General features: G+C 44.7%; 17 protein-coding genes and 6 pseudogenes. 10 read left to right on the top strand and 13 right to left on the bottom strand.

What is annotated here, in order from left to right; all coding sequences use genetic code 11:
- Positions 1-117: 117 nt before the first annotated feature.
- From UA76_RS25680 to tesA, 3 genes and pseudogenes are all read right to left on the bottom strand, one after another.
- The gene (locus tag UA76_RS25680; protein WP_420340923.1) at positions 118-456 is read right to left on the bottom strand and encodes a hypothetical protein; all 339 of its coding nucleotides are present in this window, start codon (positions 454-456) and stop codon (positions 118-120) included.
- A pseudogene (fabV, locus tag UA76_RS15135) lies at positions 430-1,322 on the bottom strand (enoyl-[acyl-carrier-protein] reductase FabV); the annotation flags it as partial. The pseudogene fabV and the gene UA76_RS25680, both read right to left, overlap by 27 nt.
- Positions 1,323-1,447: 125 nt before the next feature.
- Positions 1,448-2,048 (bottom strand): annotated as a pseudogene (gene tesA, locus UA76_RS15140) (multifunctional acyl-CoA thioesterase I/protease I/lysophospholipase L1).
- Here tesA and UA76_RS15145 point away from each other — a divergent pair.
- The 3 genes and pseudogenes from UA76_RS15145 to UA76_RS15155 all read left to right on the top strand — a co-directional run bounded on the left by UA76_RS15145 (position 2,047) and on the right by UA76_RS15155 (position 6,904).
- Entirely contained in the window at positions 2,047-2,736 is a 690-nt protein-coding gene (locus tag UA76_RS15145; RefSeq protein ID WP_047047816.1) for an ABC transporter ATP-binding protein, read from the top strand. The pseudogene tesA and the gene UA76_RS15145 overlap by 2 nt on opposite strands.
- Positions 2,733-5,161, top strand: a pseudogene (locus UA76_RS15150) (ABC transporter permease). The gene UA76_RS15145 and the pseudogene UA76_RS15150 overlap by 4 nt, the downstream one beginning before the upstream one ends.
- Before the next feature lie 297 nt (positions 5,162-5,458).
- Positions 5,459-6,904 (top strand): FAD-dependent oxidoreductase, encoded by a 1,446-nt coding sequence (locus tag UA76_RS15155; RefSeq protein ID WP_047047819.1) that lies wholly within the window; start codon positions 5,459-5,461, stop codon positions 6,902-6,904.
- Positions 6,905-6,983: 79 nt separating this feature from the next.
- Here UA76_RS15155 and UA76_RS15160 read toward each other — a convergent pair whose 3' ends face one another.
- The 3 genes and pseudogenes from UA76_RS15160 to UA76_RS15170 all read right to left on the bottom strand — a co-directional run bounded on the left by UA76_RS15160 (position 6,984) and on the right by UA76_RS15170 (position 9,369).
- Positions 6,984-7,931, bottom strand: a complete 948-nt coding sequence (locus UA76_RS15160; protein WP_047047821.1) for a 5-oxoprolinase subunit C family protein — start codon at positions 7,929-7,931, stop codon at positions 6,984-6,986.
- Positions 7,924-8,631: a 5-oxoprolinase subunit B family protein gene (locus tag UA76_RS15165; RefSeq protein ID WP_047047826.1), complete on the bottom strand. Its 708-nt coding sequence runs from the start codon at positions 8,629-8,631 to the stop codon at positions 7,924-7,926. The genes UA76_RS15160 and UA76_RS15165 overlap by 8 nt, the downstream gene beginning before the upstream one ends.
- A pseudogene (locus UA76_RS15170) lies at positions 8,628-9,369 on the bottom strand (5-oxoprolinase subunit PxpA). The gene UA76_RS15165 and the pseudogene UA76_RS15170 overlap by 4 nt, the downstream one beginning before the upstream one ends.
- 169 nt (positions 9,370-9,538) lie before the next feature.
- Between UA76_RS15170 and UA76_RS23475 the strand changes: the two are divergent.
- From UA76_RS23475 to UA76_RS25690, 5 genes and pseudogenes are all read left to right on the top strand, one after another.
- Positions 9,539-10,375, top strand: a complete 837-nt coding sequence (locus tag UA76_RS23475) for a TonB-dependent receptor plug domain-containing protein (RefSeq protein WP_052772064.1) — start codon at positions 9,539-9,541, stop codon at positions 10,373-10,375.
- A gap of 71 nt (positions 10,376-10,446) precedes the next feature.
- Positions 10,447-11,565 (top strand): TonB-dependent receptor plug domain-containing protein, encoded by a 1,119-nt coding sequence (locus UA76_RS23480; RefSeq protein ID WP_052772065.1) that lies wholly within the window; start codon positions 10,447-10,449, stop codon positions 11,563-11,565.
- A 46-nt stretch (positions 11,566-11,611) separates the two neighbouring features.
- Positions 11,612-12,055: a YfiR family protein gene (locus tag UA76_RS25685; RefSeq protein WP_162198955.1), complete on the top strand. Its 444-nt coding sequence runs from the start codon at positions 11,612-11,614 to the stop codon at positions 12,053-12,055.
- The gene (locus UA76_RS15185) at positions 12,052-14,043 is read left to right on the top strand and encodes a diguanylate cyclase domain-containing protein (RefSeq protein ID WP_047047832.1); all 1,992 of its coding nucleotides are present in this window, start codon (positions 12,052-12,054) and stop codon (positions 14,041-14,043) included. The genes UA76_RS25685 and UA76_RS15185 overlap by 4 nt, the downstream gene beginning before the upstream one ends.
- Positions 14,044-14,092: 49 nt before the next feature.
- A pseudogene (locus UA76_RS25690) lies at positions 14,093-14,250 on the top strand (NAD-dependent epimerase/dehydratase family protein); the annotation flags it as partial.
- Between the two features lie 224 nt (positions 14,251-14,474).
- Here the strand turns inward: UA76_RS25690 and UA76_RS23120 are convergent.
- From UA76_RS23120 to napF, 6 genes and pseudogenes are all read right to left on the bottom strand, one after another.
- Positions 14,475-14,615, bottom strand: a complete 141-nt coding sequence (locus UA76_RS23120; RefSeq protein ID WP_075202586.1) for a TIGR02808 family protein — start codon at positions 14,613-14,615, stop codon at positions 14,475-14,477.
- Positions 14,616-14,628: 13 nt separating this feature from the next.
- Positions 14,629-15,201 (bottom strand): NapC/NirT family cytochrome c, encoded by a 573-nt coding sequence (locus UA76_RS15190; RefSeq protein WP_047047834.1) that lies wholly within the window; start codon positions 15,199-15,201, stop codon positions 14,629-14,631.
- Positions 15,202-15,231: 30 nt separating this feature from the next.
- On the bottom strand, positions 15,232-15,687 hold the full coding sequence (locus UA76_RS15195) for a nitrate reductase cytochrome c-type subunit (RefSeq protein WP_047047838.1): 456 nt from the start codon (positions 15,685-15,687) through the stop codon (positions 15,232-15,234).
- Between the two features lie 78 nt (positions 15,688-15,765).
- Positions 15,766-18,255, bottom strand: coding sequence for a periplasmic nitrate reductase subunit alpha (napA, locus tag UA76_RS15200; protein ID WP_047047841.1), 2,490 nt, complete (start codon positions 18,253-18,255; stop codon positions 15,766-15,768).
- Positions 18,252-18,556: pseudogene (locus tag UA76_RS15205) on the bottom strand (chaperone NapD). The gene napA and the pseudogene UA76_RS15205 overlap by 4 nt, the downstream one beginning before the upstream one ends.
- A gap of 19 nt (positions 18,557-18,575) precedes the next feature.
- A complete protein-coding gene (napF, locus tag UA76_RS15210) occupies positions 18,576-19,055 on the bottom strand; it encodes a ferredoxin-type protein NapF (protein ID WP_047047844.1) in 480 nt (159 codons plus the stop codon).
- 242 nt (positions 19,056-19,297) lie between these two features.
- On the opposite strand from napF, the gene narQ reads away from it, so the two are divergent.
- The gene (gene narQ / locus UA76_RS15215; RefSeq protein WP_075202587.1) at positions 19,298-21,004 is read left to right on the top strand and encodes a nitrate/nitrite two-component system sensor histidine kinase NarQ; all 1,707 of its coding nucleotides are present in this window, start codon (positions 19,298-19,300) and stop codon (positions 21,002-21,004) included.
- Position 21,005: 1 nt separating this feature from the next.
- Positions 21,006-21,638 carry a response regulator gene (locus UA76_RS15220; RefSeq protein ID WP_047047850.1) on the top strand — a complete coding sequence of 211 codons (633 nt, stop codon included), beginning with the start codon at positions 21,006-21,008 and terminating at the stop codon, positions 21,636-21,638.
- 102 nt (positions 21,639-21,740) lie between these two features.
- Here UA76_RS15220 and UA76_RS15225 read toward each other — a convergent pair whose 3' ends face one another.
- Entirely contained in the window at positions 21,741-22,532 is a 792-nt protein-coding gene (locus UA76_RS15225; RefSeq protein WP_047047853.1) for an EAL domain-containing protein, read from the bottom strand.
- Positions 22,533-22,808: the final 276 nt, after the last annotated feature.

Consider the following 22,808-nt stretch of genomic DNA (forward strand, 5'->3'; position numbering starts at 1 on the left):
TTCCCAAACGATGTGACTTTATAAAGTATAAGAAGCCTGTTGCGAATCTACCAAGAAAAAAGCCTCAGTTAATACTGAGGCTTTCTTGTATTTGGGTAATTCTTGTAAACGAGAACCTTAGTCTTCGCTTGACTGGTAAATAGAAACCACATCCACATCGGCGCTGTAATTGACATTTTCGAAGCCAAACCCGTTGAGTTGTAAGAACTCTTGCTTAAATCCGGCGTAGTCTCCCAGCTCTTTAAAATTGTGTTCGTTAAGCTGTGCTAACACTTCACTCACTTGATCTTGTGTCTTTGGATCTAACTCTAAATCATCGATTCGAATCAAACGCTCTGCATCAACAGGAACTACTTTGTGTCCAGCGCAGAGTTTTTGACTGAATAATCGATACATCTGTTCGATACAGCCTTCATGAGTACCGTGCTCTTTCATAACGCGATAGAGCGCGAGCATGTATGGCGTTAGTCCTGGGATAAACACGCTAGCTTTGGTGACTAACGCTTTACATACTGTTGCGTAAGCACCACCATCAAAATTAGCCAATTTCAAATTGAGTGAATGGCTGGTTTGATGAAGATCGATCTTGGCGCGTCCTAGCGTTCCATCAAGATAGATGGGGTGAGTGACTTCTGGGCCAACATACGAGAAAGCGATAGTCTGACAGCCTTGAGCAATCGATTCTGAGTTAATAAGTGTATCGATCCAGCTTTCCCAGTCATCACCGCCCATGACTTTGATTGTGTCGTCGATTTCTTGTTCTGTCGCTGCAAGCAACGTTGCGTTAATCCACTCATCGTTTTCCAACATGACCGAACTGCCTTTGATATCTTCACCAATAGCTTGATAGCCGAGCGCCACATTTCACCCGTTTCAGGGTTAGGTCTCACACCCGTCGCGAGACTGTAGATGATGAGATCAACTTCGCCCTCAAAATAGGTCTCGATAGCTTCAATGACTTGATTGCGTACGTCTTTAGAGAAGGCATCGCCGTGAATGTTTACTGCGATATTGCCTTGAGCTTGAGCGTGATTTTTGAAGTAGTGATCGTTGTACCAACCTGCGCTAGCTGTCTTGCCTTCGGCTGGTGGCCTTTCAAATGAGACGCCAATGGTATCGGCTTTAGCGCCTCCAAAAGCGAGTGCAATGCGCGCAGCTAAACCGAAACCCGAAGATGCGCCTAGAATCAGGACTCTTTTTGGGGCATGGGTGATCGGTTCTTGGCTCTTAACGTACTGAATTTGTGATAAGACAGCTTGTTCACAGCCGTAGGGATGTGCAGCTTTTGCTACAACACCTTTTATTTGAGGCTCAATTATCATAATGCATTACCAAATCAACTGATTTTAGTTACAGTAACTCAGACATCTAATTTATTTATTGAGCTAGACCAAGATATTAGCAATCGTTCGCTGTCCTTGGAGTGTGCTTGATTGAAGTCAAGTTCTCACATCAGATCTACGAGGTGGCCTGCGACAAATTCAGCGATCCAAGGTTGTGCATCTGGTTTAGGATGAAGGCCATCGTCCATCATCCACTCAGGTTTGATAATAATTTGCTCGAGAAAGAAGGGCATAAGAGGCACTTGTGTTTCTTCAGCAACGGTCGGGTAAACGTTACTAAATGCTTGCGTGTAACGTTTACCGTAGTTAGGCAGTACATGAATCTGCATTAAGATTGGGTCTGCTCCCGCTTTACGAGTTTGCTCAATGATAGTGATGAGGTTCTGTTGAATGAGGTTAGGGGCGAATCCTCTTAAGCCGTCGTTGGCACCCAGCTCGATCAAGACGATGTCAGGAGAGTGTTGTTCTAGCAGTGCAGGAAGCCTTGCCAGTCCGTTACCCGTTGTATCGCCAGAGATACTACCGTTAATGACTGTTGCATTTTTTCCTTTCTCTTCCAGCTCGCTCGGTAATATGCTAGGCCAAGCTTTTTCAATTGGCATTTGGTAGCCAGCGCTTAAACTGTCACCTAAAACTAAAATTGAAGCACTGAAAACAGGGCTTGAAAAGAAAAATAACAAAAGCAAAGGAAAGTAGTCGAATCATGCAAACATCCATCGTAAAAGCACAGTCATTAACCAAGGTAGTGTCTACCAATCAAGAACAATTAACAATCCTAAATGACGTAAACGTTGATATCAAAGAAGGGGAAAGCGTTGCGATTATTGGGGCTTCTGGAGCGGGGAAGTCTACCTTAATGACGCTACTGGCGGGGCTTGATATACCGACATCAGGAGATGTTGAGTTATTGGAGAAACCTTTGTCAACGCTTGATGATGAAGCGAGAGCCGCCATTAGAAGTGAGTCGGTTGGCTTCGTCTTCCAAAGTTTCCTACTTATTCCGAGCTTAACAGCGATTGAGAACGTTACGCTTCCTTGCTTACTGCAGGGTAAAAAAGAAGATATAGCGCGTGCAGAGTCTTTGTTGAAGGCCGTTGGACTAGAAAAACGCATAACTCATACGCCAGCTCAGCTCTCCGGCGGGGAACAACAGCGTGTCGCAATCGCACGTGCATTTATGATTCAACCCAAAATCCTCTTTGCGGATGAGCCAACTGGGAACCTTGATCAACACACCGCTGAAAACGTCATTGAAATGTTGTTTGAGCTTAACAAGCAACACGGTACGACGTTAGTGTTGGTTACCCATGATCCTAAACTGGCACAGCGATGTGACCGCACTCTGTTTATGAAGGCGGGTGAGATTGTTGCCAGTGAAGGAGGCGACGCATGAATGTCGAGCTTCAAAAGCGTCTCGCTCAATGGAGTGCAAAGGAGATACGCTTTGGCCAGTTGTGGCCGGTCTCTGTGGCTTTAACACTGATTATTGCCACTATATTTGCGCTGACGGCGCTGGCGGAACGAATTGAGCAAGTTGTTGTTAAGCAGGGTAAACAAGCGTTAACCGCAGATACCGTCTTTGTCACGTCGAACCCTCTCCCTGAACAGTTACTGTCTTTGGCTAATGATAACGATCTATCAACTGCGCAAGAAACTCGATTTGCGACGATGGCTTTTAGTGATAGTGAGATGCAACTTATTACCGTAAGAGCGGTGGAGAGTGCTTATCCATTACAAGGTGAGCTTATCCTGACTGGAGGTGAAGGTGTAGCCAATCATGTCCAGCCAGGTGAACTGTGGATAGATGAACGTATCCTCTACCAACTTGGTGTTGAAATTGGAGATGAAGTATCCGTTGGAGACGCAGACTTAGTTGTTTCTGGTTTGATCACCGAAGAGCCAGGATTAAGCTTTAACCCATTCCAACAGATGCCAAGCGCTTTCATCCATTCCTCAGATTTAGAGCGAACTGGCGCCGTCCAAACGGGGAGCCGCGTTCGTTATTCTCTTTACATAAATGGTACAGACGCTGTTATCGAAAAACTAAAGGAAGGGATTGAGCTGACACCAAGTGATCGATGGCGCGATGAGAACAGCCAGAGTAGAACTAATGAGGTGTTTAAACGTACGCAGCAATATCTGTCACTGAGTGTCGTGATTGTGGTCCTGATGGCGGCGACAACACTGGTTCTTACTTGTCAGCATTACGTGAATAGCCGCTCAAAAATCGTCGCCATGTTAAAGAGTTTAGGAGCCAGTAAAGTATGGATACGCCGTTGGCTTTGGACGCAGGTGAGTTTACTCTTTGTGATTGGCTCGATTGCCGGCGTGCTCATCGGTATGGGGTTGGAGTTCCTACTGCGTGTACCACTCACAGACTTGCTTCCATCGCCATTACCTTCTTACGGTGTGACTCCGTTTGTGATGGCAATTGTAAGCTGTGGCCTAATCGCTATTCCTTCACTCGGCATCCCTTTAACTCGGTTATTGAACATCAACGCTGCCGCTGTAATGCAATCAAGCATCGATCAAAAGGTCAGTGCGAAACGCTGGTGGCTTGTATTGATCCCGGTGGTGCCGTTCTTAGCGGCCTTTGCTAGCAATATTATGGTGTGGATTGTCCTTGTCAGTATTGCCGTTCTGTTTATCGTTTTGTCGGCCGTTAGTGTACTCATTATTCGTTGGTGCCGCCGTTTGCCTCTGGGTACCGCATTCGCATTGGCGATAAGCGACTGAATCGCTCGACTACGGCGTCAGGGGTACAATTTGGTGCTTTAGCGCTCTCATTAATGCTCTTAGCGACAATTTGGCTAGTGAGAACTGATCTATTGTCGGATTGGCAACGTACGCTTCCTGACAATGCACCTAATGCATTTGCTGTGAACATCTCTCCGTTTGAACGTGAGTCGTATCTTGAGACATTGGATAACGCCGAAATTGAGCGGTCAGAAGCTTATCCTATTGTGAGAGGCAGACTTTCAGAAATTAACAGTGTTGATGCTAAAACCTATGCCCAAGGCGAGGATAGTAGTGATGCCCTGCGTCGAGAGCTCAACTTCACATGGGGAACTGGTATTCCTGATCACAACGAACTCGTTGCAGGGCAGTGGAGTGGCTCAAAGAGTGTTTCGGTAGAGGAAGATGTAGCCAATGATCTGGGTTTAAAAGTAGGGGATAGCTTAACGTTTGTGATTAACAGTCAAACAGTCGTCGCGACTGTTGATTCGATTCGTCGTGTAGAGTGGCGGGAAATGAAGCCAAATTTCTACTTCATCTTCAGTGAAGACGCGTTAGCAGGTGTCGCGGCCACTTGGCTAGTTAGCTTTAGGCTCGAAGACTCTCACAATCCAATGATTGATCAGTTATCGCGAAGCTACCCAACCGTTAGCTTAATGGACATTCGAGAAATGGGATCAAAGATCCAAGAACTTCTTCGTCAAGTTGCTTGGGCGATTTCAGTATTGGCGTCGTTGGGTGTTGTCGCTGGTGTCTTGCTGATATTCACATTGCTCCGTTTGAGCTTGAGCCAGCGTCAACAAGAGATACAGTTATACAGGACTCTGGGTGCGAGTCGTAAGCGGGTGGTGAATACCGTATGGGCTGAGTATGGCACAATGGCGCTTGTGGCGGGTAGTGTCGCTGCATTGGGCGCGGAAGTTGCCGTTGCAGCTCTAGTTCAAATTGGATTTGAACTAGAGCCAAGGATCCATATTTTCATATGGTTTGCATTGCCAATTGCAACGTTTTGCACACTTTTCCTAGTGGTGAGTAGTTTGTTAAATAGGCTGTTAACCCCTGTAAATAAAGCGTTTAGCTGACTTTTTATTGAGGAAATTATTCAGTTATCCACAAAATCGGTGGATAAAGTTTTGGATAACTTTGGCTGTAGATAACTCTTGCTCTGTCTGCAGCCCTGTATCCATCAAGTATTGGCGAAATATGTTATTCACAATTGTGAAATATCATGATTGCGAACTTTATGCGTCAAGTTTTTTTTTCACTTTTTCTTCTTGTTTTTGTCATTGAAATTCAGTGACTCTGTAACAAAAAAGAGGGTGTTATGATTGGGGTATTCGTTTTAGAATTGCCCCGTAAATTGTTCACTAATAATTGAAATGTTATCTCAAAAAAAACAAAAACAACCGGTCGTTGCTGTTGTCGGTGGCGGTGTAGCCGGAGCGACGGCAGCTTTGCACTTTGCTGAACTTGGCAATGAAGTCATTTTGATTGAAAAGGGTGATGGTTTAGTCAGTGGTCCGCCTATTTGCCATTTGCATGCTGGGGGGAATCTTTACCGCGAAATCGACCTTCAGCAGTGTCTCGAACTGCTTGAGCAGTCAATTAATACTGTTCGCCTCTATCCCTTTACGTTAAACAAAAGGCCTACTGTTATTGCCACTCCCTACAGTGATGGTGGAGAGCCCCTTGATATAGTGCCGCGTCTTGAAACCATCAAAAAAGCGTATCAATCTCTTGTTGTTCAAGACCCAAGAAATCGTGTCATTGGCGACCCAGAAACTTACTTTAAATTATACAGCTATGAGCAGCTGGTTGAGTTATCTCATTCGGAGCAACCAAGCAACCCAACTGGCTTAGATGATTGGGTGATTCCCTTTGCACAAAACGTCGATCTAGAAACGTTAAAGTACCCAGTTGCTGTCGTGCAGGAGTATGGCTGGAGTGTGTTCCGTTTAGCTGCGAGTGTGTCTCTGGCTCTCGAGCATCTACCAAACTGCAAAGTGAGAACGAGCACAACGCTAGACAAAGTAGAAGAAACAGAAAGCGGTTGGAAGCTCTTCACTACTGATAAAAACGGTGAGACAGAGGTGGAACATGCGGACTACTTGGTCAATGCATGCGGGTTTGAGACCGGAACGGTCGATGATTTAGCGAAACGCCCAAGAAAACGCTTAGTAGAGTTCAAAGCCGCTTATGTGACTCAGTGGGAATCGTGTCAACAACAGTGGCCAGAAGTCATCTTCCACGGACCGCGCGGCACGCCAACAGGTATGGCCCAGTTAACACCATACGCGGGAAATATCTTCCAGCTTCATGGTATGACGGAAGATATTACGTTGTTTAAAGATGGCCTTGTAGCTTCAAATAACGAAACATCTCAGCCACAGTTACCACATCGCCTTCAAAACAAAATCCAAAGTGGCTGGCAGCCTCAGACAATGGAGTTTAGAAGCCAAAAGGCCATTGACCACGTGAGCCAGTTTATCCCGCCGTATAAAAATGCAGTGCGTTGCGGTAAGCCCTTGTTTGGTGCTCAGCAAATTCCGGGCGACGATGAGACTTTGCGCGCAGCGGATGTCAGTTTCGAAGGTAATCGTTATGCACGGCTTGAAATTGTGAAAGGTTCATCAGCATTGCCTGCTGCTTATAAGATTTCAGAAAGGTGGAAACTTGTAAGCAGTGAGACGAATATTGGTGAGATCGAACAAGATCATCCAATATCTATGTCGCTCACACACGAGCAGGTCGAGCAAAAAGCGATTGAATTGGCGAAACAGCGTCACTATCCGATAGAGCTGGCGATGACTGTAGGTGAAGACTAACTGTTAGTTAGTCTAGGCTAGAGTGAGTTTACACAGGCCCGCTTTTGAGTAAAAAGTGGGCCATTTTATAGATGTGATTTCAGTAACCGAAGAAGCGCGCCCATTGACTCCAAACTTCTTGTAGTCCGAGTAAGTCCCCTTTGACGAATGTGACTTGTTGTCCCGGCTTTGCTTGGGCCAAACGCGGTAAATCGATTCGAGCTACGCATCCAACTTTTGGATAGCCACCAATGGTCTGTCTATCATTGAGCAAAATAATTGGCTGACCGTCTGGTGGAATTTGAATACTGCCAAGTGCAATTCCTTCACTCTTTAAATGTAAGTCAGGACCTTGGATCGATTCTCCTTCGAGACGATAGCCCATACGGTTGCTATTTTGGCCAACTCGGAAAGTGTTGGAATAAAAACGATTCAAACTTGATTCCGAAAAGTGTTCACTTTGATAGCTTTCAATCACTCGGAGCTCTATTGGACGATTGTAGTCGGGGCGAAAACGAAAGGTCATTTCAGAGTTGAGCTGCGGGGCCTCATGATGATGGAAAAGTAGTGTGTCATCGCTCGCTAGAGGGCGTCCGTCTTTGTGGAGCCCTCCTAAAAGGTCCCTTTGTACTGTGCTCACACTCCCAAGTTGTGGTGTGAGAAAAAAACCGCCTTTTACTGCTAGGTAGCTTCTTAACCCGTTTCTAGCAAGTGAGAAAGACAACACTTGCCCGGGTTGTGCGGTAAAGCTTGACCAGTTGGTAATTGGTTCACCATCGAGCTTGGCATGGAGATCACCTCCAGCGATAGCGAGCTTGCATCTATCGTTTATACGAAAGGCGGCTTGTCCTAAAGTAATTTCAATGGTTGGGCAATTCACCGGATTGCCAAGTAGATAATTAGCCCAACTGTAGGCGTAGTCATCCACAGGCCCGCCTTGGGTTATACCAAACTGAGCGACACCAAAGCGTCCAAAGTCTTGAATCAGGCTTAAAGCCCCCGGCTTAAGTACCGTTAGCGAATGAGTCTTAGTCTTAGTATTAGCCACTAATGAACTCCCTAAAGCTGCAGCCCTTTAACTCTTGATAACGAGCCTCTTCGATCGGATAGAATTTGACTTGCCCGCCAACGCAAAATGGGGTCATCGGCATAGAGTTTGGACAATAGAGATCAATCGGGCAGTTGCCAATAATATTCCAGCCTCCGGGAGAGCGATTAGGATAGATGGCTGTTTGTGTTCCTGCTATGGCGACACTCCCTTTCGCCACCTCTAACCTTGGGGTTGGTAGCCGAGGTAGAAATAAGGTTTCAAGTACGCCTTCTTGAAAAGCAAAACCAGGGGCAAATCCAATTGCGGCCGTTTGATAGGTCGGTCGTGTATGTTGTTCAATCACATCCTCAAGTGTCAGGCCTTTTTCGTAGTACCGCTTAAGGTCGAGCCCGACACTGTCATGGTAAAAAACAGGTAGGTTGATGACGGCCGCTTGCGTGTTATTTTCAACGTGACATTCCAACACAATATTTTCAATGCGTTGGAAAAACTCAAATATGGTTACGCGATGTGGTAAGTAGTCAATTAGAATCGTAGAGAACGACGGCGTAATATTCATGATATACGTCCCAAGTTCAACTTGAAGCAGTTCAGCCACACGGCTTATATGTTGCGGCATCTGAATGTGAGGTTGAGGTTCAAAGCGAATGATCAAACTGCATTCTGCAATCGGCTCTAGCGAAAAGTTCGGAGTCATTCTTCCTCCAAAATTTCTGCGATTGATTCGATGAGCTTAATGGATTCATCATTATCGCCATGTACACACAGTGTATCGGCCTCTAGTTCAACTCGGTTACCATTTATGGATATCACTTCTTTGTGGATGTGTATCAGCCGCACTTGCTCCAAAATCGCTTCTTCATCCGTCAACACGGCGCCTTTCATCGTTCGTGGCGCGAGAGAGCCGTCATCCATATACGCTCGGTCTGCAAATGCCTCAAACAAGAGTGGGACATCGTAGTTATCGGCAATTTCCAATAATGCTTGGTTGTCTTTCTTCGCGAGCAACATCAGTGGAATGTTAAAGCAAGAGACCGCATCCACGACAGCTTCAAAAATCTGCTCATCTTTAAGCATGTCATTGTAAAGAGCGCCATGAGGCTTAACGTATTGAACCTGTGTGCCTCTGCTTCGGCATAAGCTTCAAGTGCCCAATTTGATAGATGATTAAATCTGTTAGCTGACAGGGGTCAATAGTCATTGAGCGCCGACCAAACCCTTGGAGATCGGGATAGCTGGGATGAGCACCGATCGCAACGTTATGAGCGTTAGCCAATTCAATAGTCCGGCTCATGACACTAGGATCGGAAGCATGAAATCCACAGGCAATATTGGCCATGTCAATGTGGGGCATGACCTTATCATCTTGGCCCATAACCCAGGTTCCAAAGCTCTCGCCCATGTCGCAGTTCAAGCGGATTGATCGTTTATTCATTGTTGTCTTAGCTTAATTTTGTCTTAATAAACGATGTTATAAATTGTGTCTATAAACAGTGATCAAATTCAAGTTTAGTAACTAATCGAGTTAAAAATACGTTGTGCTATATACTCTTGATAGATTAATCATGGAATACTAGTCACATATTCGACACACGTAACATTGAATGAATAAGTTAGTTAAAAGCGCTTTCCCACTAATCGCCGTATCTTACGGTACTTGTTTGCTAGCAAACGACTCCCTCGATGAATTGATGGATCTGAGCATCGAAGAGTTGTCATTGCTTAGTGTCGAAATGAAAACCGCATCAAAAGCCTCACAGAAACTAACGGATATTCCTGCTGCCGTATATGTTCTAGATTCTGACCGCATCAATCGTAGCGGTGCCAGAACTATTGCCGAAGCCTTGGCGCTGGTTCCGGGCTTGAATGTCACAAAATTTAGTGAACACGAATCAATAGTCTCGGCTCGTGGATTTCATGACGGTCTTTACAACAAAATGCTGGTCTTGATGGATGGACGAAGCTTGTTCAGCCCGGTTTATGGCGGCGTGTATTGGTCGGATATTGATTACATTTTGCAAGACATAGACCGCATAGAAGTATTGAGAGGGCCGGGTGGTTCCGTCTGGGGTGGCAATGCCGTTAACGGTGTTATCAACATCATCACAAAGTCTGCGTATGACACTTTGGGCACTTACGCACAAGGAACATTCGCAGGATCGGGTAATTACAATGCGAGCTTTAGACATGGTTTGCAGTTTAATCAAGACATTGCGGCTCGGGCTTATTACAAACAGGTTAAGAATGACGTCTACTCCAATAACTCGGATGTCATGATAACGAAGCGTTCAGCTGGCTTAGTATTTGAAAACCAACAAAGTGATCGTAATTGGGTGTTTAGGCTTGGGGGGAGACGAGTGAGTTTAACCAACCGGGGCTTATGGTCCATTATGATGATTTCGGAGAGCTCTCTAGTCTTTCTCCTCAGCAGTATAAAATAGAAAGTCACGCTTCTTATGTCCAATTTTTAGTCGAACAATCAATAAGCGAGCGCACAACAAGCAGCTATGGCGTGTGGGCTGCCTCCAACAATGAAGACGCCTTAGACTCTCCAGGCGACTACAAAACGATAGATCTCGATGCCACTTACGTTACTCAGCTCAGTGACAATCATAGGTTGAATTACGGCATGGGTTATCGATTGATCGAAGTTTCATACTCTCAGCATATCGATGACATCGACTTCTTTAATTTACCTTTCTACGTGCGGGCAGCGACGACAGATAGGGAAGTTGACTCTTTGATCAACCTCTTTGGGCAATCGGACTACTATTGGACAGAACAATTCCATACTGTATTCGGCATTAAGGCGGAGTACTTTGAACATAAAAATACTTTTGAATTACAACCTCAATTGAGAGGCTTGTACTCGTTAGATACACACCATTCAATATGGGCAGGTATAGGTCGGGCAGTGACTTCTCCCTCGTATGCCGATTCCTCAACCATCTATATTCAAAATTATCTGACAAGCCCGAATAGTGCTATGGCGGTTGCAAGCCGCTCAGTGGAGGATCTTGATGTAGAAAGTGCGATAACAACGGAGATTGGCTATCGTTATCAAGGGAGTAACTTTGATGTTGATACCACTGTATTTATGACTAAGCACGATAATGTTAAAGGCTTGGGTCCTAACTGGTTTGATAGTCGATATCCTCATGTTGTAGGAGTCAATTATATTGATACCTATAAAGTCGATACCTATGGATTGGAACTTGCGACTCAGTATGTTTTGTCGTCAAACTATCAAGTTTTCGCAAATTACACCTATCTTTCGGCTGAACACAGTTGGGATGGGGTCAGTAACACTTCAATAGATGAAAGCAACTGGTACTCAATTGACCACCAGCATCTCGCGACGATTCAAAGCCTATGGCAAATAAATGCTCAATGGCAGTTAGATGTTATTGCTAAAGGCCAAATAACGGAGTACGGAGGTCTATATGGGAAAATTCCGAATTTCGTAACCTTCGACACACGCTTAGCTTGGCAAAAGCATCCTCATGCGCCTATGTTTGAAGCGGTTGTCCAAAACCTCTTTGATGAAGACTATTCAGCCGATTGGCGGCAAACTCGAACAGGTCAGAGTAATGATCAAATTGCGTACCTGAGGGTCTCTCATGACTTTTAGGTTGATTGTCCTGACTGCAATATCATTTCTCTTTCCTATCACTGCTATGAGTGCACAAACTTACACGTCAGAGCAGATTAAAGCGGTCTATCTTTTTCGCATTGCAAATTTCGTCCATTGGGAAGATGAACATTTGATGCAGCAGATCCGATTTTGTGTCCCAGACGATGGAAGAGTTAGGCAGACGTTAAAAGAGATTATAGAGAACAAAACGATCCGACAGTTACCCCTAGTACTCGCGGAAAAGTCCTCTTTCGAATGCGATATCGTCTATATCTCAACGCCTAACAGCCTAAAAAGATTGCAAAACGTCCCTAGGGAGCTCGTAACCGTGGGTGATGTACCCAATTTCACTCGATACGGTGGTGCTATCGAACTCGTTACAATAAAAAAACAGATCAAACCAAAAGTTAGGACCTCAAATATCGGAAGTTATCGGCTTTCTGCCAACTTGATGCGAGTTTCAATCATTGAGGAGGAGCCGCAATGAGTTTGTTCAAGCGTGCCTCTTTGAGGACGAAATTGATCCTTCCAATCATATTTTTTACGGGCCTGATTTTTGTTGTCTCGCAGGTGTATAGCTTCAGTCGAGCTTACGAAGCACAGAAAGCCCATGTCATTGAACGAGTCACTGCTCTTGCAAGCGGTGTCGCGTTTAACTTACAAGGCGCGATTCTGTTCCACGATGCCTATGCTGCCTCACAAGTGATGGATGCGTTTTCTGCTGATGATGAGATTGTACGTGCGAACTTGGTCACCGCAGATGGTGCAGAGTTCTCTCAGTACAGAGCGAGTTTAACTCGGCTACCGAATCTATCGGCTAGTCAACAAAATGAACTCGAAGAGAAATCATTCATTTTTGGTGATGCTTACATTTTTCTTAAAGTCCCAGTAACCATTGAAGGTGAAACCATTGCCCACCTCAACCTCACGGTAGGCAAGGGGAGTTTCGATGACATCTATCTAGACTCGGTCGATAACGCCATTTTGTATTTAGTGCTACTGACTTTGTCGTCGACGGTTTTATATATGGCGGTACAACGCTTCATTATCAAACCTGTCTACGCTTTGAATCGCGCGACTCAAAATGTCATTGAACGTAAAGGTCAGCAAACCAAGATACCTCTAGAGGCGAAGGACGAAATTGGCGACCTTGTTTCGGCGTTCAACATTATGCTTGAGAGAATCGCTCAACGGGATACACAAGTGGCTTTTACACTTGATAAGTTAGAGCAGGAAAAGTTTTTTGCCAATGAGGTTATCGAGGCCGTTCAACACGCGCTCTTAGTGGTGAATGAACGAGGCATTGTGGAACACTTTAACGCGTCAACGACACAAGTGTTTAAATGCACTCATCAATACCTACAAGGGATACGACTACTTGATTTAATAAAGTCAGAAGAAAATGCATTTTTATCTTCAGCCATAACATTAGGACGAGAATTCGACGATAAGCTACTTCGTGTTAACGATGTTTTTGGCAAAAATCAGCTGATTCGAGTGAGCTGCCGTAAGTTAACAAAACAGAACTTATATCTGTTTGCGGTTTTAGATGTAACGGAAGCTGAGCAGGCTCGGAATAGACAAAGACTTGCAGCTAGCGTGTTTGAAAGTAGCCAAGATGGGTTGCTCGTTATTAACTGCGACGGCGAAATCAGCATCGCAAATCCTGCAGTCACTCGCTTGTTAGGTTATGAACAAGAGCTGCTAATTGAAAAGCGCCCGGAAGACATTTTTCAATGGAAACAATTTGGCGCGATGATGGCGGATATTCAAGAGGCTGTTTCCAATTTTGGTCACTGGCAAGGAGAAGTTTGGGAACACCATAAAGATGGCCACTCAGTCCCGATTTTTGCTCGTGTAAGCCGGCTATTAAATATTGAAAAGGAAGGCTCTTACGACTGGGTATTTATCTTATCTGACTTGTCGAATTTGAAAGAGATGGAGCGACTCGAGTACTTAGCTCATCATGACTCTTTGACAGGATTGGCCAATCGTTCTCATTTAAACCGAGAACTGGAAAAATTAATAGGACGCCAGGCGAACCATTTCCATCCATTTGCACTGTTATATTTAGATTTAGACGGCTTTAAACAGGTCAATGATAACTATGGCCACGATGCGGGTGATGAAGTGTTAAAGCAGGTAGCAGACCGCCTGTTATCGAAAACGCTGGCCGGCGACACGGTAGCACGTCTATCAGGGGACGAATTTGTTGTCATCGTTCATTCATCTGATGTTGATACGGTTACCATTCTTGCAGAAGAAATGGTGAGCGTTCTCTCCAATCCAATTGTTTATCGCGGTCGTGAAATGAAAGTCGGCGTGAGTATTGGCGTGTTCCACGTCGCCCATTCGGGTTACTCCATCGACACGATCATGAAAACGGCTGATACAGCAATGTATCAGGCCAAAACGGAAGGTAAGGGACGCTTTGTTGTTGAAGTGAGTAATGGTTTGCATCGTTTGAATAGCTAACGCTGTTCTAGTGGATGCTTTACCATGACTTAATGGAACAAGTATTCCGATGAAGAACATTTTAGTGACAGGTGGCGCTGGTATATAGGAAGTCACACTTGTATCAGGCTTATCGAAGCGGGATTTAAGCCGGTAATATTTGATAACTTAAGTAACAGTAAACGTTCTGTCTTAACAAGAGTAGAGAAAGTTACTGGGATTATTCCTGCTTTGACCTCGCCGTGCTGGAGATATTGCTGAGTATTGGGCCGACGCATCAAAGGCACGTCATGAGCTCGAGTGGTTTACCAAACGTACGCTGGCAGAAATGGCTGCAGACAGTTGGCGTTGGCAATCAAATAATCCGAACGGTTACCCTGAAGATTAGTTTTGCTGAATAAGGAAAAGCCACGCATTTGCGTGGCTTTTTAGTTCTACTTGGTTGATGCCAGTTAGGACTCAATATCTTTGTCTTTGCCTAAAGAAAGAATCCAAATCGATATTGCTGCGACGACGGCAAAACCAGAAAGAATGATGAAGGGCATCGCTCCATATCCGAGAATGTGCCAAATTACAGATTCTAATGTACTCATGATTCGATTCCTTCTACCAACCTTCTACGCCATGCATATCTGGAAGTTTGTGCGCGATACCTTTGTGACAATCTACACATGTTTTATCGCCAGACGCTAGGGCAGTTGAGTGTTGTTTTACGCTACGTGGACTTTGTTCAGAGAAGTCCATGTAATCAAACTGGTGACAGTTACGACATTCTAGAGAATCATTAGCCTTCAGACGCTGCCACTCACGGTTTGCTAGGTAACCACGTTTGGCTTCGAACTTCTCTTGAGTGTTGATGGTCCCCATAAAGTGTGCCACCAACTCTTTAGATGCTTGAACCTTGCGAACAATTTTATCTGTCCACTCATGAGGAACGTGACAATCTGAACAGATGGCACGAACACCCGAGCGGTTAGAGTAGTGAATTGTCTCTTGAATTTCCGCTACGATTGGAGCGTGACAACCTGAACAGAATTCTTCTGTGTTGGTTGCCTCCATGCCAGTGTTGAACGCGCCCCAGAATAGAAGACCACCAGCGAAACCCATAAACAGTACCACGCCTACCGCGGCCTTACTTGGGCTTGCTAGTCTCTTCCAAAACGCTTTTAGTAATTTCATATAATAGCCTCGCTTTCTATCTGGCTACAATTAACGTAACGAATCGACAGGTTTAAATTCGTTCTCAACCAACGGCTTAGCAGAAGCTTGAGGGACGTGACATTGCAGACAGAAGTAACGACGAGGTGACATGTCTGCGAGTACTGCGTCTTCTCGGTTTACATAGTGAGTCACACTTACTTTAGTCGCGCCCATTTCATTCGCATTTTTCCAACTGTGGCATGCAAGACATTTGTTCGCATTTAGAGATACTTCATAACCACGTACTGTGTGTGGAATAAGAGGTGGCTGATAAACGTATTCACTCTCTAAAACTTGATCACGTGGATACTTTTTGAAGTCATCGGCTGGGCGAGTGGCTTCAAGTTCGCTAGCGCCACGTAGTGACTCCATACCGCCAATGCCGCCTGGGTTATCAAGTTCTGCTTGTGCAACGCCCGTCAACAAAACTCCAACTGAAATTAGTGCTGTCATCAGTTTTTTCATTGTATTTTCTCCGCCTTAAGGCTAATTCTTTGATGGGGCAGCGCAGTGTCCGCTGAGCTGCCATTGTCCCGATATTGATTAAGCAACTTTAGTGATCTTGACAGGACACTTCTTGAAGTCAGTTTGCTTCGAAAGTGGGTCTGTTGCGTCAAGAATCAGCTTGTTGATTAAAATGCGAGCATCAAAGAATGGTACGAAGACAAGTCCTTGAGGTGGTCGGTTACGGCCACGGGTCTCAACACGAACTCTAACTTCCCCACGCTTGTTCTCGATAAGAACTTCATCACCACGACGAAGGTTACGAGCTTGAGCGTCAGCAGGGTGCATGTAACACACTGCGTCTGGTACTGCTTTATACAGCTCTGGGACACGACGAGTCATTGTGCCTGTATGCCAGTGCTCAAGAACACGACCTGTACATAGCCATAGATCGAATTCTTCGTCTGGCGACTCTGGTGGCGCTTCATAAGGAGCAGAGATAATAAAGGCTTTGCCGTCTGGCTTACCGTAGAAGTCCCAGCCAGACCCTTCTTTCGCATATGGATCTGAGCCTTCTTTGTAACGCCAAAGGGTTTCTTTGCCTTCGACAACTGGCCAGCGAAGGCCACGCACTTCGTGGTAAACATCATACGGAGCCAAGTCGTGTGCTTTGCCGCGACCAAATTGTGCGTACTCTTCAAAGATACCTTTTTGTACGTAGTAGCCGAAGTGATGAGCGTCGTCATTTAACTCGCGAGCTTCTTCGATTGGGAATTTATCGATCTGGCCATTGGCAAACAACATGTCGTACATGGTTTTACCGCGGTATTGAGGAGCTGCAGCTAGCATCTCTTCTGTCCACACTTCTTCCATCTTGAAGCGCTTAGAGAACTCCATGATTTGCCAAAGGTCAGACTTGGCTTCACCGACAGTGTCGACTTGCTGGTACCAAGCTTGAGTACGGCGTTCTGCGTTACCGTAAGCGCCTTCTTTTTCAATCCACATCGCTGTTGGAAGTACTAGGTCGGCAGCCTGAGCGGTTGCAGTAGGGTATGGGTCAGAACACACGATAAAGTTTTCTGGGTTACGGTAACCTGGAAGACGTTCGTCGTTAATGTTTGGGCCTGCCTGCATGTTGTTGTTACACATCACCCAGTAAGCGTTAAGTTTCCCATCTTTAAGCATACGGTCTTGCAATACCGCGTGGTAGCCTGGCTTCGGTGGGATAACACCATCTGGAATGTTCCAAATCTTCTCTGCAACTTTACGGTGTTTAGGGTTTGCGACAACCATATCCGCTGGTAGACGGTGAGCGAAAGTACCTACCTCACGCGCTGTACCACATGCTGATGGTTGACCCGTTAGTGAGAATGGGCTGTTGCCTGGGGTTGAGATCTTACCGGTAAGAAGGTGTAGGTTGTAAATCAAGCTGTTAACCCAAACACCACGAGTATGCTGGTTCGTACCCATTGTCCAAAGTGACATTACTTTGGTATTTGGATCGGCATATTGCTTCGCAAGTTCAACAAGCTTGTCTTCAGAAACGCCAGATAGCTGCGCTGTTTTTTCTGCAGTGTATTCAGCAACAGATGCTTTGTACTCTTCAAAAGAAATAGAAGACATGTCACCGGAGTTCGGATTGGCAGCCGCTTTTTGAAGAGGGTGCTCGTCACGTAGGCCGTAACCAATGTCAGTCGCAGCTTGCTTGAACGTTGTGTGCTTGTTCACGAAGTCCCAGTTAACCGCATCGTTTTGAATGATGTAGTTAGCAATAAAGTTAGCAATCGCGAGATCAGTCTGTGGTTCAAAGATATAACCATGATCAGCGAGTTCAAAAGAGCGGTGGTAGTACGTTGACATCACGTTCACTTTAACGTGCGGATGGCTTAAACGGCGGTCAGTGATACGAGTCCATAAAACAGGGTGCATCTCAGCCATGTTCGAACCCCACAGAACGAAAGAATCTGCGTGTTCAAAGTCGTCGTAACAACCCATCGGCTCATCAATACCAAACGTACGCATAAAGCCCACTACAGCAGATGCCATACAGTGACGCGCGTTAGGGTCGATGTTGTTCGAGCGAAGCCCTGCTTTCATCATCTTAGCTGCGGCGTAGCCTTCCATTACGGTCCATTGACCAGAACCAAACATACCGACACCGGAAGGGCCTTGCTTCTTAAGTGCGTCTTTCCACTTTTCAGCCATGATATCAAATGCTTGATCCCAGCTTATTGGAGCGAAGTCGCCATTTTTGTCGTACTTGCCGTCAGTCATACGCAGCATAGGCGTTTCTAGGCGGTCAGTACCGTACATGATTTTTGAGAGGAAGTAGCCTTTGATACAGTTAAGGCCTTTGTTTACTGGTGACTCTGGGTCACCTTGTGTAGCAACCACTTTACCATTCTGCGTTCCAACTAGAACAGAACAGCCCGTACCACAAAAACGACAAGGCGCTTTATCCCACGTGATTTTAGTTTGATCAGAGCTAGCAATCAGGTTGGTTGCTGTAGCCGGGAGTGTTACCCCTGCAACTGCTGCCGCTGATGCAGCCGCGTTTGCTTTCACAAACGCACGTCGTGTCATTTTCATACTTCACCCTCAATTTGGGAATGTTTAATTCCAGTGTCCATGTCCGCGTCGTCTAATTCTGTTTCGATCTGGTGATAGACCAAAACTGTGCTCAGTACATTCGGTAAATTGTTAATTGCATCAATAGTTTCTGTAATAAAACCTTGGTTTTGTGTTTCTAGTACAACCACGATTTTTCCTTCAGGGCTATAGCATAAATTTCCGCATTCTCATATTGAGTGATTTGGTTTTTTATCGCGTCTAAATGCTCTGGAGCTACATGAACTACTAAGCTAGAAATATGCACTTCGTTTAGTGCCATAACTGTCTCTCGTTATTATTTATAAATTGCTCACATTGATGGATGAAGTTGGGCAACTTGCAACACACGCACCGCAACCTGTACATTCATCAAGGTTTATTTCAGGTTGGGCGACTTTGCCAACTTGAAATGAAAAACCTATAGCCATAGCGTCACACATATCGGAACAGCTACGGCATTCGACATTGTTAATCGCGAGGCAATTAGCCTCTATTTTTGCCTTTGCTTGCCATGGCGGCTCTTCCTTTGAAAGAAACAGGCCTTCTGGACAGGCTTCAGCACATTGATAACAGAAAGTGCACTCATCTTTAGTGAAGTCGATAGATGGGAAGCCACCATCTCCATTTACGATGATTTTTGTTTGGCACTTATCAACACAAAGACCGCATCGAGTGCAGTTGTCAGTAAACGATTCAGCGTTTTTTATCCAAGGGAGCGAAAGGTTATCGCTATTACCGGTATTTCTTCTAAACAGTCGTCTTCTTGACAGGTCAACCACACACGCACCTAACTGATGAGAATCCTTATCAAAGGTTAGCTCAAAATTTGTAATATTCTGTTATTTATTGATATATAAATTTTAGTTTTTGACACATTCTATTAAATACCCCTAAGGGGTTAATTGAGTGTTAAACTTGTTCTAGATCAAGATATTTAGAGGCGAGTGATCACATATTGATACATCTGATAATAGAATGTTCATTTGTTGTACATCATGCGCTTCAACATTAGGGTAACTCCTTGAATACAAAAACACGTTCGGTCACTAGTACTATCGCGAAAGCGATGATTTTTATTCTGCTGTTGTCTGTTGTTACAACCAACTATGCGCTCATGACATTGGCATCGAGTCTTAATGACGCCGAGGCTGTTAATGTTTCTGGTTCAATGCGTATGCAAAGTTACCGATTGGCTTACGATATTCATTCAGAATCGGTCGATTACACTGAACATATCGAGCAGTTTGAAGACTCCATATATTCTCCTTCGATGAAAGCGCTTCAGCATTGGTTGGTACCTGACGATATTACTCAAGACTACTATCGGTTGATTGCTCGTTGGCATGAACTTAAATCCATCTTGTACAGCGAGCAGAGGGAGCAATACTTACCGCTCGTGGAAGACTTTGTTGAGCAGATAGATGGCTTTGTGTTTAAGCTACAGACCTTTTCAGAGCAAAAACTGATCAAACTGGCTTGGGTTGGTGGGATCGGATTAGGTGGAATACTTTTCATCAGTATCTTCGTTGTACACTACATTCGCAAACAAATTGTCGCACCGTTACGACGGTTGGTTTTGGCGAGTGAACAAATACAATCTCACTCGTTTAACGTTGCTCTCCCAGTTCAAAGCGATAATGAAATGGGAATATTAACGGAGACGTTTAATAACATGGCGTTTGATCTGGGCAAGCTCTATAGGGGGTTAGAGCTGGCTGTTAACGAGAAAACACATCGTCTACAGCACGCCAATCAGTCGTTGAGTGTATTGTATCAGTCATCTCAAGAGTTAACGGCTTCAAGAATTACGACAGACAATTTCCAAGCGATCTTAAAACACATAGTGAGCATTGAAGGTGTCACCGCTGCCAAGTTGCAAATCGATGAAGCAGGAGAGAAGAGCACTATCTTATACGAAGGTGACTTTAGTGGGGAAACGAATCAGGTTCGAGAGTTAGTGCTAGATGACCACAAGTTAGGTTATCTCTATTTCGAATATGGATTACCATGTCCAGATGACGCTTTGATTGGAAACTTCGTTCAGATCTTATCCAGAGCAATCTATTACAATCACGCCCAAAGACAAGCTGAACAGCTGTTGATTATGGAAGAGCGTGCAACAATTGCGCGTGAACTTCATGATTCTTTAGCGCAGTCACTGTCTTATCTTAAGATTCAGGTATCATTGCTTAAGCGTACGTTAAAAGACGTGCCAGATGACGACGAAATGGCAAAGTCAAAGCGTGTAATGGTCGAGCTAGAAACCGGGTTGTCTAGCGCTTATACCCAACTTAGAGAGCTGCTTACAACCTTTAGATTAACAATAAAAGAGGGCAGTTTTGGTCAAGCGCTGACGCAAATGATTAGGCAATTGGCTGAACAGTCAGATGCGAAGATAGAGCTTAATAGTGAGCTATCTTCACTTGAGCTCAATGCCCATCAACAAGTTCATTTACTACAATTAATTCGAGAAGCAACAATCAACGCAATCAAACACGCGAATGCAGAGAACATCACCATTGATTGTGTTGTTGATGAAGAGATAACCACAGTGACGATCTCTGATGATGGAATTGGATTCGATGCGGTAAACGAACAAATTAATCACTACGGCATGTCAATAATGCAGGAGCGAGCAGCGCGATTAAACGGCGAACTCGATATTCAATCCAAGCCAAATGGCGGATGCCTAGTAAAGTTACAATATAAACGTTCTAAGGATAATTGATTTGTCACAGTGTAACGTACTGTTGGTCGATGACCACCCACTGATGCGCAGAGGCATTGCGCAATTGTTAGATTTTGAGCCAGAATTTAAAGTAATCGGGGATGTGAGCAACGGGGCTGATGCGATTGCTAAAGCTCATGAGCTTGAACCAGACCTAATCCTACTCGATTTAAATATGAAGGGTATGTCTGGCCTCGATACTCTCAAAGCGCTTAGAGCTGACGGTTCGAGCGCTACGATAGTGATTCTTACAGTTTCAGACAGTGCATTGGATATAGATGCGATTGTCAAAGCGGGCGCAGATGGTTACCTGTTAAAAGATACGGAGCCCGATGAGCTCATTGAGCTGCTCAAAGGCGCTTTGGTTGGTGAGGCAGCCTACAGCAAGGAAGTCGCGCACTATCTCAGCGAACGTGGTGGTAAAGATGATGTATTTGATTTGCTGACCGAAAGAGAAAGCCAGATTCTTAAAGAAGTCGCGAAAGGTTACCGGAACAAACAGATCGCCGATAATCTATTTATCTCTGAATCGACAGTAAAAGTACATATGAAAAGCTTGCTTAAGAAGCTTCAGGTACCCTCACGAACTGCGGCTACCGTCTTGTATTACGAACGCTATGGCGAAGTAAAATAGCTATATTTGGGCGGCACCTACTGTTAACGAAACAGCGTTAACAAAGTGCGGTTAAAAAAGCAGCCAATTAGGCTGCTTTTTTTTGTGGTTCGTATTGCGGCTTCATATTGCTGCTTTGAGCTCTGGCGTCATGGCTTCAGGCATTGCAAGGAAGTAGCCTTGAAACATGTCTATAGGCAATTCGAGCATTGCATCGAGTTGCTCTTTGGTTTCAATCCCTTCTACCACTGTTTGAGCCCCAACTTCTTTCGCTAACGAGATACCGTGCGACAGGGCGGCTTTGTTGCCATTCATGTAATCAAGAAGTAATCCTCGATCGAGTTTTAGGATAGATGGATTTATTAACCTCACTCTCTCCTCAGTGGAAGCTCGCGCGCCAAAGTCGTCAATGGCGACTTTAAATCCGTCGTCTTTAAGTTTCGTCAAGCCGTGGCTGAGTAACTTGGTGTTTTGAGATTCAATCTCGACCAGTTCCATGACGATCTGCTCAGGATCTATTCTTAATTCTTGTAAACGCCGTGCGAGCAATCGAGAGGTTTCGCTGTCATCTGCAAAAAATTCGCCAGCGGCAGGTAACACGTTTAGAAAAAGATTTTTCTTTCTGTATTGCGACACTGAAAAATTACGGATGTGGATAACGCGTGTCAGTCGCTCTACATCGATTTTCTCGTCGATATCTATTTCATCTGAATTGAAATAGAGGTCAGGTCGGATCGGGTTGCCCCATCTATCTTTAATCCTGACTAGAGCTTCAACACCTACGATTTCAAGAGAAGTGCCAAAAATGGGCTGAAAAACACTGTTAAAGTGTAATCCGTTATATGAGGCTAGATAATGATTTTCACTACTTAACGACAAACAAGCTTCAAACTGTTTTTTAGTGGTGAGATTCATAATACGACAGCAATTCCTTCTAGAGACGTATCTACTCGCCAAATGACAACAAGTAACAACTCTGCGCAATATATCAATAGTGTAATCAACATAAAGAATTGTAGCTGCGGGTACAAATTAATGAAACACATTAGTGATGTTAAGCCACAAATTTTTGCGGCAAAAGAAGACGTTTACTAAGGATTTGTAGGTTCAATCAAGAATTAGTAATTAGTGAGTTTATTATCATAGTTTCAATGAATTAGAGCCAAACATACCGAATACACAAACTTTTGT

The sequence above is a fragment of the Vibrio mexicanus genome, assembly GCF_001012815.1.
In the GTDB taxonomy this organism is placed as follows: Bacteria; Pseudomonadota; Gammaproteobacteria; order Enterobacterales; family Vibrionaceae; genus Vibrio; species Vibrio mexicanus.